A 12,869-nucleotide genomic window follows, 5' to 3' on the forward strand; every position below is an offset into this window, starting at 1 on the left:
CCGCCCGCCGGTAGAATGCAGGCTTCTTCCCGACCGCCGCCCGCCGCGCCCGCCTGCATGGAACTGAAATGGCTCGAAGACTTCGTCTCGCTCGCGGAAACGCGCAGCTTTAGCCGGTCCGCGGAACTGCGGCACGTGTCCCAACCGGCATTTTCGCGGCGCATCCAGGCGCTCGAGGCATGGCTCGCGACGGAACTGATCGATCGTTCGGTCTATCCGACGCGGCTCACGCAGGCCGGGCAGATCTTCTACGAGCAGGCGCTGACGATGCTGTCGCAGGCGCACGAGGCGCGCACGCTGCTGCGCGGCCACGTCGGCGCGCCGGTGCCGACGATCGAGTTCGCGGTGCCGCACACGCTGTCGCTCACGTATTTCCCGCGCTGGCTGCAGCGGATCGAGGCGAAGATGGGCCAGGTCCACACGCGGCTGCGCGCGCTGAACGTGCACGACGCGGTGCTGTCGCTCGTCGAGGGCGGCTGCGATCTCGTGATGGGCTACCACCACCCGAGCCATCCCGTCGCGCTCGATCCGGCGCGTTACGACATGCTGATCCTCGGCAGCGAGCCGATCAGCCCGTTCTCGGCGCCGGGCCGCGCAGGGCGGCCGCGCTACACGCTGCCCGGCACGGCCGATGCGCGCGTGCCGTACCTGTCATATACGCCGAACGCGTATCTCGGCCGGATGACGGAGGTCATCATCGCGAATGCGTCGACACCGCTGTTCCTCGATCGCGTCTATGAAACCGACATGGCCGAAGGGCTGAAGGCGATGGCACTCGCGGGCCACGGCATCGCGTTCCTGCCGCACAGCGCGGTCGAGGATGCGGTTGCGGGCGGCCGCCTGATCCGGCTCGACCGGTCGGTGCGTGGCGGTGCGCATCCGTTCACGCTGACGATGGAAATCCGGCTGTACTGCGACAAGCTCGCGCTGCAGGGCGACGATCCGCGACAGAAACTCGTGCGTGGGCTGTGGGACGTCGTGCGCGACGAACTGCGCGAACCCGCAGGTTAACCGTGGGCGGTTAACCGTCGGCCGGCCCGACCGGCTGTCGTCGAGCTTGCGACGCCTGTCGGGCGCCTGTCCGGCGGCCGGCCCGCGCCCGGGGAACACGATTTTTCACGCACGCGATGCACGATCGATCGCGTGCGTTCTTGCGCAAATCGACCGCAGATTTGCGAAAAATCGCGATCATGCAAGAAACGCATAATCGAATAAGCAAACGGCATTGGATAAAAAAAACGGGTTTTTCGACAATGTGCGCACCTGTTGACCGTTGGAGCATCCATGTCTTCGCAATTGCAGTCCATCCCGTCCTACCTGCACGCCGACGATCTCGGCCCGTGGGGCAACTACCTTCAGCAAGTCGATCGCGTCGCGCCGTACCTCGGCTCGCTGTCGCGCTGGCTCGAGACGCTGAAGCGTCCGAAGCGCATCCTGATCGTCGACTGCCCCATCGAGCTCGACAACGGCACCGTCGCGCACTTCGAAGGCTATCGTGTGCAGCACAACGTGTCGCGCGGCCCGGGCAAGGGCGGCGTGCGCTACCACCAGGACGTGACGCTGTCGGAAGTGATGGCACTGTCCGCATGGATGTCGGTGAAGAACGCGGCCGTGAACGTGCCGTACGGCGGTGCGAAGGGCGGTATCCGCGTCGACCCGCGCAAGCTGTCGCGCGGTGAGCTCGAGCGCGTGACGCGCCGCTACACCAGCGAAATCGGCATCATCATCGGCCCGAACACCGACATTCCGGCGCCGGACGTCAACACCAACGAACAGGTGATGGCGTGGATGATGGACACCTACTCGATGAACCAGGGCCAGACGTCGACCGGCGTCGTGACCGGCAAGCCGATCGCGCTCGGCGGTTCGCTCGGCCGCAAGGAAGCAACGGGCCGCGGCGTGTTCGTCGTCGGCTGCGAAGCGGCGAAGAAGAAGGGCCTCGAGATCGAAGGTGCACGCATCGCGGTGCAGGGCTTCGGCAACGTCGGCGGCATCGCGGCGAAGCTGTTCCAGGAAGCGGGTTCGAAGGTGATCGCGGTGCAGGATCACACCGGCACGATCTACCAGCCGGCCGGCCTCGATTCGAACAAGCTGCTCGACCACGTCGCACGCACGGGTGGCGTCGCGGGCTTCGAAGGCGCGGAGCCGATGCCGAACGACGAGTTCTGGACGGTCGAAACCGACATCCTGATCCCGGCGGCACTGGAAAACCAGATCACCGAGAAGAACGCAGCGAAGATCCGTACGAAGATCATCGTCGAAGGCGCGAACGGCCCGACGACGACGGCAGCGGACGACATCCTGAGCGCAAACGGTGTGCTCGTGATCCCCGACGTGATCGCGAATGCAGGTGGCGTGACCGTGTCGTACTTCGAGTGGGTGCAGGATTTCTCGAGCTTCTTCTGGACGGAAGACGAGATCAACCACCGTCTCGAGCGCGTGATGCGCGAAGCGTTCTCCGGCGTGTGGGCAGTCGCGGAAGAGCACAAGGTCACGGTGCGTACGGCAGCGTTCATCGTTGCGTGCAAGCGCATCCTGATGGCGCGCGAAATGCGTGGCCTCTACCCCTGATCGTTGACTATGATCAATTCATGACGCAATCCACCCGATTGCGGATATGAACCCCTCGCGGGCGGTGCCGGATCCGGCACCGCCCGCGCGCGCATTCGGGGCGCCTGGAGCCGGGAGGAAGGCTTCGCGGAAGGCGCTGCGACGTGCGGTAAACAACAGTACTTTCAAAAATATTACTTTGATACACTGGCGCGGGTTTTAGCCAAGGAGATGACCAAAATGAAATACCAAAAGGCAGTCCTGATGTTCGCGGCGCTTTGCGCGTTCGCAAGCGGCGCGCATGCTCAGGAGACGGGCACGCTGAAGAAGATCAAGGACACGGGCGTGATCTCGCTGGGACACCGCGAATCGTCGATTCCGTTCTCCTACTATGACGAAAAGCAGCAGGTGGTCGGCTATTCGCGCGAATTCCAGATGAAGGTGGTCGACGCGGTGAAGAAGAAGCTGAACCTGCCGAACCTGCAGGTGAAGAACATCCCGGTCACGTCGCAGAACCGCATTCCACTGGTGCAGAACGGCACGGTCGACATCGAGTGCGGCTCGACGACCAACAACGCCGAGCGCCAGCAGCAGGCCGCGTTCTCCGACACGATCTTCGTGATCGGCACGCGCCTGATGACGAAGAACGATTCGGGCATCAAGGATTTCGCCGACCTGAAGGGCAAGACGGTCGTGACCACTGCCGGCACGACGTCCGAGCGCCTGCTGCGCAAGATGAACAACGAAAAGCAGATGGGCATGAACATCATCAGCGCGAAGGATCACGGCGATTCGTTCAATACGCTGGAATCGGGCCGCGCGGTCGCGTTCATGATGGATGATGCGCTGCTCGCGGGCGAGCGCGCGAAGGCGAAGAAGCCGGGCGACTGGGTGATCGTCGGCACGCCGCAATCGGAAGAAGCGTACGGCTGCATGATGCGCAAGGGCGATGCGGACTTCAAGAAGGTCGTCGACGACGCGGTGTCGCAAGTCGAGAAGTCGGGCGAAGCCGCGAAGATCTATGCGAAGTGGTTCGAGAACCCGATCCCGCCGAAGGGGCTGAACCTGAACTTCCCGCTGTCCGATTCGATGAAGAAGCTGTACGCGAACCCGAACGACAAGGCGCTCGACTGACCGCACGGCCGTTGATGCAGAAATGACGCTAATGAGACGGAAGAGGCCACGCTTCTTCCGTCTCTTTTTGCTGGAGTCTTGCCCATGTCTTACCACTGGAACTGGGGCATCTTCCTGAGCCCCGTGTCGACCGGCGAGCCGACGACTTATTTCGGATGGCTGATGTCCGGCTTCTGGGTGACGATCGAAGTGTCGCTCGTCGCCTGGGTCATCGCGCTGATCGTCGGTTCGCTGTTCGGCGTGCTGCGCACCGTGCCGAACAAATGGCTGTCCGCGATCGGCACCCTGTACGTGTCGATCTTCCGGAACATTCCGCTGATCGTGCAGTTCTTCGTCTGGTATCTCGTGATACCCGAGCTGCTGCCCGCATCGATCGGCACCTGGATCAAGCAGTTGCCGCCCACTACGCAGTTCTTTACCGCGTCGATCATCTGTCTCGGCCTGTTCACGGGCGCGCGCGTGTGCGAACAGGTGCGCTCGGGGATCAACGCGCTGCCGAAGGGTCAGCGCGCCGCCGGTCTCGCGATGGGCTTCACGCAATGGCAGACGTATCGCTACGTGCTGCTGCCCGTCGCGTACCGGATCATCGTGCCGCCGCTCACGTCGGAATTCCTGAACATCTTCAAGAACTCCGCCGTCGCGTCGACGATCGGCCTGCTCGACCTGTCCGCGCAAGCGCGCCAGCTCGTCGACTACACCGCGCAGACGTATGAATCGTTCATCGCGGTCACGCTCGCATACGTGATCATCAACCTTGTCGTGATGTCGTTCATGCGCTGGATCGAAGGCCGTACGCGGCTGCCCGGCTATATCGGAGGCAAGTGATGCATCAGTTCGACTGGAGTAGTATTCCCGGCGCGCTGCCGACGCTGTGGACGGGGGCGGTCGTCACGTTCCAGATCACGCTGATCGCGATCGTGGTCGGGATCGTCTGGGGCACGCTGCTGGCGCTGATGCGGCTGTCGGGCGTCAAGCCGCTCGCGTGGTTCGCGCAGGGCTACGTGACGGTGTTCCGCTCGATCCCGCTCGTGATGGTGCTGCTGTGGTTCTTCCTGATCGTGCCGCAGTTGCTGCAGGGCGTGCTCGGTCTGTCGCCGACGATCGACATTCGTCTCGCGTCGGCGATGGTCGCGTTCTCGCTGTTCGAAGCCGCGTATTATTCCGAGATCATCCGCGCCGGCATCCAGGCGGTGCCGCGCGGGCAGGCGAATGCCGCGTTCGCACTCGGCATGAACTACGCGCAGGCGATGCGCCTCGTGATCCTGCCGCAGGCGTTCCGCGCGATGGTGCCGCTGCTGCTCACGCAGGCGATCGTCCTGTTCCAGGATACGTCGCTCGTGTACGTGATCAGTCTCGCGGACTTCTTCCGCACGGCGGCCAACATCGGCGATCGCGACGGCACGACCGTCGAGATGGTCCTGTTCGCCGGCGCATGCTATTTCGTGATTTGCACGTTGGCGTCTGCTCTCGTCAAGGGTCTCCAGAAAAAGGTCACAAGATGATTTCCATCAAGAACGTTTCGAAGTGGTACGGCCAGTTTCAGGTCCTCACCGACTGCACGACCGAGGTCAAGAAAGGTGAAGTGGTCGTCGTGTGCGGCCCGTCGGGCTCGGGCAAGTCGACGCTGATCAAGACCGTGAACGGCCTCGAGCCGTTCCAGCAGGGCGAGATCCTCGTGAACGGCCAGTCGGTCGGCGACAAGAAGACGAACCTGTCGAAGCTGCGCTCGAAGGTCGGGATGGTGTTCCAGCATTTTGAGCTGTTCCCGCACCTGTCGATCACCGAGAACCTTACGCTCGCGCAGGTCAAGGTGCTTGGCCGCGGCAAGGACGAGGCGAACGAGAAGGGCATGAAGCTGCTCGACCGCGTCGGCCTGAAGGCGCATGCGCACAAGTTCCCGGGCCAGTTGTCGGGCGGCCAGCAGCAGCGTGTCGCGATCGCGCGCGCGCTGTCGATGGACCCGATCGCGATGCTGTTCGACGAACCGACGTCCGCGCTCGATCCCGAGATGATCAACGAAGTGCTCGACGTGATGGTCGAGCTCGCGCAGGAAGGGATGACGATGATGGTCGTCACGCACGAGATGGGCTTCGCGAAGAAGGTGGCCCATCGCGTGATCTTCATGGACAAGGGCGCAATCGTCGAGGACGACCGCAAGGACGATTTCTTTTCGAATCCGAAATCGGAACGCGCGAAGGACTTCCTCGCGAAGATCCTGCACTGAGCGTTCGCGCGTTTCACGCGCGTCGATGCAAAAACCGCCCGGCCGAGCGCCGGGCGGTTTTTTTCGTCCGTTGGCCGCGGACGTTACCAGCTGTAGCGGTAGCCGACCTGCCCGACGATGCCGCGCCGATAGTCGCCGCCGATGTTGCGCGCGATCTTCGCGTTCGCGTACAGCTCGCCCGACTTGCCGAAACCCGCGGTCACGCCGACGCCGAGCTCGTACCACGTGCGGCCGAGATGCGTCGCGAACGGCGTGCCGCCGACGACGGTCTGGCCCGGCGACAGGAAGTCGTGCAGCACGTCGGCCGTGAAGTACGGCGTGGCAGCACCGCCGCCCGAATCCGACTGGAGGTTCGGCCGGAAGATGCGCACGCCGACGCGGCCGCGCAGCGCGTTCGTCGTCGTACCCGATACGGCCGACACGTTGTCGTTGAACCCGTTCAGCTTCAGGTACTGATACATCAGCTGCGCCTGCGGCTCGACCGCGACCGGCAGGCTGCCGATCGCGAAGGGCTTGCCGGCTTCCTGCGACAGCGCGATACCGAAGCCGTTCTGCGATGCCTCGTTGCCGTAGCTGTCGCGATAGCGGTTGCCGTAGTGCGTGACCTGCCCGACGCTGTCGAAGTACGTGCCGTCGGACAGGTACTTCGTCCAGTAGCCGCCGACGCTCTGCGCGTGCATCTCGACCGAGCCCGTCGACGTCGACAGGTTGGCCGTATCGGCGCGTGCCATGTCGCTGAAGCTCGCGTTCGACACGCCGATGCTGGCCGTCACGCCCGCATGCGTGCTGCCGCCGCCGTTCGGCGCCTGGTCGAGCGTCCAGTCCTTGCCGAACTGCGCGAAGAAGGTGCGCTCGTCGGCGGCGAAGCGGCCCGCGTTTGCATCGAGGCTCTGCCCGCCGATGCGCCCCCACACGCCGTCGCGATTGCCGGGCTGCTGCTTCTCGACGTTGTAGATGTCGCCGACGCGCTCGTGCAGCTTGCCGAGCGTCGAGAAGCCGTAGTCGGCGTTCAACAGCGGCGTGAGCGTGTAGCCGGCGACACCGGGGCGATACGCGAGCGTGCCGCCGTTGCCGTTGCCGTTCCCGCCGCCGTCGCCGCCACCGGACGGGTGGATCGGGTCGCCGGGGTCCGACGGATCGAGTTGCGAGCGCAGGTACCAGCTGTTCGCGTCGCCTTGCCCGCCGCGATAGAGCCGGTATTCGTATGCGCCCGCCTGCACGGGCCCCGCGAGCTGGAACGCCGATGCGGTGGTCGTGCCGCCGTTGGTCGTGACGACCACCGGAATCCCGTCGCCCTTCGTCTGCGCGCCGGTGCCGGCCGTGTTGGCGATCTTCAGGCCCGTCGTGCCGCTCGCGGTGCCGCCGTTCACGATCACCCGATCGGTCGGCGATGCGTCGGCGCCGAGGAACGTGTTGAGCGCGATCGTGCCGCCGTTGCCGACGTAGCTGCCGGTCGTGAGCGTCTTGTAGCTGCCCGTGAGCGTCGGCGAACCGGTCGGTGCGGCGAATGCGACCAGGCCCGCGTTGTTCAGGCTGCTCAGCACGGAGCTGCCCGTCATGCGCCACGTGCTGGTGGGGTCGACGGTCAGTGCGACCGGGTCGATCTTGCCGGTCAGTGTCGTGCCGTTCGCGAGGAGCACGTTGCCGGTGCTCGATGCGTCGGAGACGATGTCGCCGGCCAGGTTCACGGCCGATGCGGTGAAGGTGGTGTTGCTGCCGTTCGACAGGTCGAGCAGCGTGCCGTTGCCGGCCGTCACGACCGTGCCGTTGCGCACGGCGATGTCGGCCGTGCCGCCGCGCGCGGCGAAGGCCGGGCCGGTGGCGGACGTGACGCTGCCGCCATCGACGAGCACCGAACTCGTCGCGCCGTTTGCGAGCGTATCGGAGGTCAGCACGCCGGCCGTCGCGCCCTTGAGCATCGTGCCGGTCAACGCGAGCACGCTGCCGCTGTCGGCGGTTGCGCCGTTGCCGGCGGCGCTGGCGATCGTCGAGCCCGTATCGCCGATGCGGCCGCCGTTCTGAGCGACGAGGCCGTCGGCTGCTGCGCCGGCCGCGGTGATCTTCGCGCCCGACAGCAGCGCGGTCGCACCGCCGCTCGTCACGATCGCGGCCGAACCCGCGCCGCTCGTCGCGATGGTCGTGCCGTTGGCCGTCAAGGTCGAGCCCGTGCCGGAGACGAACACGCCGCGCGCGTTGCTGCCGGCTGTCCGGATGGTCGTCGCCGCGTCCATCCCGATCATCGCGCCGGCGCCCGTCGACGACAGGCCGTCGGCGCCGCCGCCGGTCGTGCCGATCTGCGTGCCGGACAGTGCGATCGTCGCGTTCGTCCCCTGGTTGTCGATCCCCTTGCCCGAGCCACCGACCGCGATAGAAGTTGCACCAGCCGCGAGTCTGCCGCCCGTCACGGTCGAGTCGATCAGCACACCGTCGGCGCTGCCGTTCGCGATCACGGTGCCGGTGCCCGACAGTGCGACCGATGCGCCGGCGCCCGTCAGGTGGACGCCCGCGATGCCGTCGTCGGCTTCGATCGAACCCGTGTTGGCGAGCGTTGCCGACGCGCCCTGGACGAGCGCGCCGGTGCCGTCGGATACGCGGATCGTCGACGCGTTGTTCACCGTGCCGAGCGTGCCGACCACGACGCCTGTCGAGCCGGCGCCCGTCAGCAGCACCGTGTCGCGGTTCTCGAGCGTGCCGAGGTTTTGCGCGACGAAGCCCGTCACGCCGCCAGTCGATGACGTAACGGCGGCGTTGTTGGTGAGCGTCGTCGCGACCGGTACGCCGGCATTCGCGCCGGTGAGGTCGTGCGCCTGGCCGTCGACGACACCCGCGATCGCGCCGGCCGCGTTCAGGTTGATCGTCGCGCCCGCGTCGATCGTGCCTTGCGCGCCGCCTTCGACCGCGATCGCGATGCCGTTCGCGCCGTTGACGTTGTAGATCGCGTTGCCGGTCGACAGCACGGTGCCGGTGTCGGTCGCGAGCACGCCGTGCGCGCGCTGGCCGTTGACGTCGGTCGTCAGGGTGCCGGCCGCCGACGCGCCCGTGTACGTCGCGCCGCCTGCGACTCGGAACAGCGTCGATTCGTCGGTGTCGACGCTGAGGTGCTGCGCGGCGACGTTGATCTTCGAGCCCGCGCCATATGCGTAGAAGCCGATCTGGTTGGTGCCCGACATGAAGGCGGGCACGGCATTGGCGCCGACGTCGATCGTCGCGCCCGAGCGCGCGTGCACGCCGATCGCGCCGGTGCCCGTCAGGTTGAGCGCGCCGTCGAGGGTGGCTTTCGCGAGCGGCCCCTCGGCCCACACGCCGTAGTTGCGCGTGCCCGATGCAGGATCGAGGCCGCCGGCGACGTTGATCGTGCCGGTCGAGGTCGCGGCCGTCGCGGTCGTGCCGGTCCCGACGACCATGATGCCGATGCCGTTGACGCCGTTCAGCGTGATGGTGCCGGTGTTGGTCACGGTCGCGGCCGAGTTGGCCGCGAGCATGCCGACGTTGGCAAGCGGCGTGCCGGACGCCGCGCCGTTGACGACGATCGCGCCCGCGTTGGTCAGCGTGCCGGACGACGAGCCGATGCTCGCCAACGCGGCGCCGTTCTGCGTCTGCGAGCCGATCACGATCGTGCCGAGGTTGCTCGCGGTGCCCGATGCGCCGAGCAGGATGCCGTACGCGTGCGCGGACAGCGCGACGTCGTTCGCGGCTTCCGGTGCGCCGGCATCGTACTGGGCCGCGCGGCCGAGGTAGATCGTGCCGCCGGCTTCGTTCGTGAAGCTGCCGCCGGCGACGAGGCCGCCGATCACCTGGCTGTCGAGCGTCGTCGCGTTGACGCCGACGTTGATCGTGCCGGCGTTCGATGCGCTCGCGCCGTCGGTCGCGGCCACCGCGTAGTTCTGCAGGTCGAGCCGGTTGCGGATGAGATCCCACGCGCCGACGTTCATCACGCCGTTGTTGACGAACGTGGTGCCTGCGCCGTTTGCGTACACGCCACTGCCTTCGACGACCGTGTCGAGCCCGAAGTTGTCGGGCTGCGCGGTGCTCGTGTTGACGTTGTCGCCGGACGTATAGCCGGATGAAATCGCGCCGTTGTTGACGCCGCTCGCGCCGCTCAGCAGGCGCACCAGCGTAAAGTCGCCCGACAGGCGCCCGTCGTTGATGAAGTGCGCACCGTTCTCCGCGACGACGGCAGCGCTCGCGTCGATCGTGTTGGAGCCGCGGAAGTCGATCTGGCCGTCCTTGCCGATGTGCAGCGTCGCGTTTGCGCCCGTGCCGTGCATCGCGGTCGGGTAGTTCCTGGGCAGCGCGTTCTTGTCGTCCGGCGACACGTTGTTCGCATACTCGAAGGTTTGCGTGGCGAACGTCACGGCCTGGCCGAACGCATTGTCGTAGGCTGCCTGCGAGCCGAGTGCGCCGTTCTGGACCGAATGCACGAGAAAGTTGTTGTACGCGGCCAGCGACGCGGCGTCGGTGACGGTCCACCTGCTGCCGTCGAACGCGGTGAAGGTGCCCGCGTAGGTCGGCACGTCGAGCTCGACGCTGCCGACGGGGCCGCCGCTCGCGAGATAGTCGCCGGTGATGAACCAGATCTGGTTGCGCGAATTCCAGTTGATGACGCTCGGTGCCGAGCCGGTGCCGTCCGCGTAGGTGAGGTCGGTCTGCTTGGCCGCGATCGTGATCACATTGCCGGCCGCCGCGGGCGCGTTCGCCGGGTTGCCGATCGATACGTCGAGCGTGCCACCCGAGTTCGCGACCGTACCGATCCGCGTGTTCACGTACTGGTTACCGTTCACGTCGTGGTAGACCTGCACGACAGTCGAGCCTGCGTTCGACGAGACGAACGCGGACGAATCGTAGGTGGCGACCGACGTGCGGCCGCCCGTGATCGAGTCCGGGGTGCCGACACTTTGCGTCTTGCCGCCGAGCGTCACCAACGGCTGATTCGGGTTGCCCGAAATGATGGACGTGTTGCCGAGCGGCATCGGCGTGTAGCCCATGTCGCCGGTCGCACCGGTCCAGGCGCCCGTCAGGCTGACCCGGTCGCCGCCCGACACGGTCGTGGCGCCGGCGAGGTCGTCATTGACGGTCGGGCTGAAGCTGCCGAGCGCACAGGTGCCGCCGCTCGCGACGGCCGCGCCGTTGCCGCACGTCGATGCATACGCGGTGCCGGCCGACAGCACGGCCAGCGCGGCGCCGAGTGCCGCGACGCGAAGCGGTGCTCCACACACTGCCACGTGTGCGGCACAGCGGCCTGCGCCGGACGGGCTGCCCGCACGCTTGCCGCGCGCCCGCGCCGTTTCCGCAGCAGCGACCCAGCAGCCGGTGGTCTCGCTCCATATCGATCGAAATGAATGATTCACGACAAGCCCCTCTCATTTGTTTTGACGTGGCTTTCACCGCGGTGCAGTGAAATCTCGATCCGCGGTGAGGGAATGGCGTGAATGGGTGTGCGGCGGCCGTGGCCGTTTCTCCGCCAATCGCGATTCGTTACACCGAGGATGAGCGGACTCTACTGACCGGGAAGGGGATCGATTGTCGGGAAGCTTACAAATGCGGCAATAGTGCCGCTTTCATTTGGTATTTTATGATTGTGCGATGAATCGAACTGAAAACCTTTGTGGATAAGGGTTTGGTCGATTTTTGCGTGTGATCTCGTGATCGCCGGATCGGTGGGGTGGCGCACGGTTTACGTCAGGCCGGTGCTTTAGAATGTGGTTTCCGGAATGTCTGCATTTTGATTGAGCGATTTATTCGCTTCTCGTTTCAATCATTTTCCATTGGAAATGAATTGAGTCGGGCGAGTATTGAGAGGCGTCGCTTCGATATACCGGAATGTGGCCGGATGAAACTGGGTTGGCACGGGGCGAACGATATGGCCCGGCGGCAAGCGTCACAGTATCGTGTGCGCGAAACAGCCCGCCGCGACCGGGCGTGGCGAGCCAGCGGCATGCCTGCCGAACAGTGACTGGCAGCGGAGAGGAGCAGGTGCTGGCGCGCGTGGGCTCAGAAGTCGAGCGCGTCGTCTGAATCGACGTCGGCGGCGGCAAGCGCCTCGCGTGCGTCGCGCGGCGCCGACGCCGATGCGTCGAGCGCCGGATTGCGCAGCTTCTCGAGCACGCGTTCAGGCACCGGGATCCGCATCCGCGCAGCGACGTCGCCGCACTGGAACATGATCAGTTCGCCCGGCTCGAACGCGGTCCAGACTTCGTTGTCGGTGAGCGGTTGCGTCGCGATCACCGCGACGCGATCTTCAGGCGTCGTATATTTCGCGAAATCGATCGACAGGTCTTCGTCGACGAGATGTGCGGTCGAGAACGGCCAGCGCCGCACGAGATAGTGCAGCCGCGTCGAGCAATGCGCGAAGAGCGCCTGGCCGTTCGACATCAGGAAGTTGAATACGCCGTGATCGGTGATGCCGCGCGTCAACTCGCCGACGCGCTCGAACAGTTCGGGCAACGGCGGCTGCGCGCCGGGGAACGCTTCGCGCAGCCCCTGCATCAGCACGCAGAACGCCTGTTCGCTGTCGGTCGTGCCGACCGGATGGTAGACACTGCCGTCCATGTCCGGTGCGTAGTCCTGGAGGTCGCCGTTATGCGCGAAGATCCAGTGCCGGCCCCACAGCTCGCGCATGAACGGATGGCTGTTCTCGAGCAGGATGTGGCCTTGCGTCGCCTTGCGGATGTGCGCGATCGTGTTCTTGGACTTGATCGGGTAGCGCTTCACCATTTCGGCGATCGGCGACGTGGCCGATGCCTGGTGATCGATGAACAGGCGGCAGGCCTTGTCTTCGAAGAACGCGATGCCCCAGCCGTCGGCATGGTGATCGGTGAGCCCACCCCGGGCCGCGAAACCTGTGAAGGAGAATGTGACGTCCGTCGGCGCGGCGCAGTTCATTCCTAAGAGTTGGCACATTTTACTTGGGGCGGCAGGCTGAAGCGGGGGGTAACGAACCGGGCGAACCCCGGTACAATGC

The 12,869-nt window shown here is 65.6% G+C and carries 8 protein-coding genes; 6 read left to right on the forward strand and 2 right to left on the reverse strand.

What is annotated here, in order from left to right:
• The first annotated feature begins 57 nt into the window (after nt 1-57).
• From ACPTTF_RS03160 to ACPTTF_RS03185, 6 genes are all read left to right on the forward strand, one after another.
• On the forward strand, nt 58-1,011 hold the full coding sequence (locus ACPTTF_RS03160; protein ID WP_423370239.1) for a LysR substrate-binding domain-containing protein: 954 nt from the start codon (nt 58-60) through the stop codon (nt 1,009-1,011).
• 273 nt (nt 1,012-1,284) lie between these two features.
• A complete protein-coding gene (locus ACPTTF_RS03165) occupies nt 1,285-2,571 on the forward strand; it encodes a Glu/Leu/Phe/Val family dehydrogenase (protein ID WP_423370240.1) in 1,287 nt (428 codons plus the stop codon).
• Nucleotides 2,572-2,790: 219 nt separating this feature from the next.
• Nucleotides 2,791-3,684, forward strand: coding sequence for a glutamate/aspartate ABC transporter substrate-binding protein (locus ACPTTF_RS03170; protein ID WP_423370241.1), 894 nt, complete (start codon nt 2,791-2,793; stop codon nt 3,682-3,684).
• 84 nt (nt 3,685-3,768) lie between these two features.
• Complete coding sequence (locus ACPTTF_RS03175; RefSeq protein ID WP_011350947.1) at nt 3,769-4,509, forward strand: amino acid ABC transporter permease; 741 nt, start codon at nt 3,769-3,771, stop codon at nt 4,507-4,509.
• On the forward strand, nt 4,509-5,186 hold the full coding sequence (gene gltK / locus ACPTTF_RS03180; RefSeq protein ID WP_423370242.1) for a glutamate/aspartate ABC transporter permease GltK: 678 nt from the start codon (nt 4,509-4,511) through the stop codon (nt 5,184-5,186). Before ACPTTF_RS03175 ends, gltK begins: the two co-directional genes overlap by 1 nt.
• Entirely contained in the window at nt 5,183-5,908 is a 726-nt protein-coding gene (locus ACPTTF_RS03185; RefSeq protein ID WP_011350949.1) for an amino acid ABC transporter ATP-binding protein, read from the forward strand. Before gltK ends, ACPTTF_RS03185 begins: the two co-directional genes overlap by 4 nt.
• An 83-nt stretch (nt 5,909-5,991) precedes the next feature.
• Here ACPTTF_RS03185 and ACPTTF_RS03190 read toward each other — a convergent pair whose 3' ends face one another.
• Both ACPTTF_RS03190 and ACPTTF_RS03195 read right to left on the reverse strand, forming a co-directional pair.
• On the reverse strand, nt 5,992-11,256 hold the full coding sequence (locus ACPTTF_RS03190; protein ID WP_423370243.1) for an autotransporter outer membrane beta-barrel domain-containing protein: 5,265 nt from the start codon (nt 11,254-11,256) through the stop codon (nt 5,992-5,994).
• 643 nt (nt 11,257-11,899) lie between these two features.
• A complete protein-coding gene (locus ACPTTF_RS03195) occupies nt 11,900-12,808 on the reverse strand; it encodes a class II glutamine amidotransferase (RefSeq protein WP_166964794.1) in 909 nt (302 codons plus the stop codon).
• Between the last annotated feature and the right edge of the window lie 61 nt (nt 12,809-12,869).

It is taken from the genome of Burkholderia crassaminum (assembly GCF_964265005.1).
GTDB lineage: Bacteria > Pseudomonadota > Gammaproteobacteria > Burkholderiales > Burkholderiaceae > Burkholderia.

Bases quoted from the DNA above. Each gene is read 5' to 3' on its own strand.
- ACPTTF_RS03160 (WP_423370239.1), top strand. From the start codon at position 58: ATGGAACTGAAATGGCTCGAAGACTTCGTCTCGCTCGCGGAAACGCGC.
- gltK (WP_423370242.1), top strand. From the start codon at position 4,509: ATGCATCAGTTCGACTGGAGTAGTATTCCCGGCGCGCTGCCGACGCTG.
- ACPTTF_RS03175 (WP_011350947.1), top strand. From the start codon at position 3,769: ATGTCTTACCACTGGAACTGGGGCATCTTCCTGAGCCCCGTGTCGACC.
- ACPTTF_RS03170 (WP_423370241.1), top strand. From the start codon at position 2,791: ATGAAATACCAAAAGGCAGTCCTGATGTTCGCGGCGCTTTGCGCGTTC.
- ACPTTF_RS03165 (WP_423370240.1), top strand. From the start codon at position 1,285: ATGTCTTCGCAATTGCAGTCCATCCCGTCCTACCTGCACGCCGACGAT.
- ACPTTF_RS03195 (WP_166964794.1), bottom strand. From the start codon at position 12,808: ATGTGCCAACTCTTAGGAATGAACTGCGCCGCGCCGACGGACGTCACA.
- ACPTTF_RS03185 (WP_011350949.1), top strand. From the start codon at position 5,183: ATGATTTCCATCAAGAACGTTTCGAAGTGGTACGGCCAGTTTCAGGTC.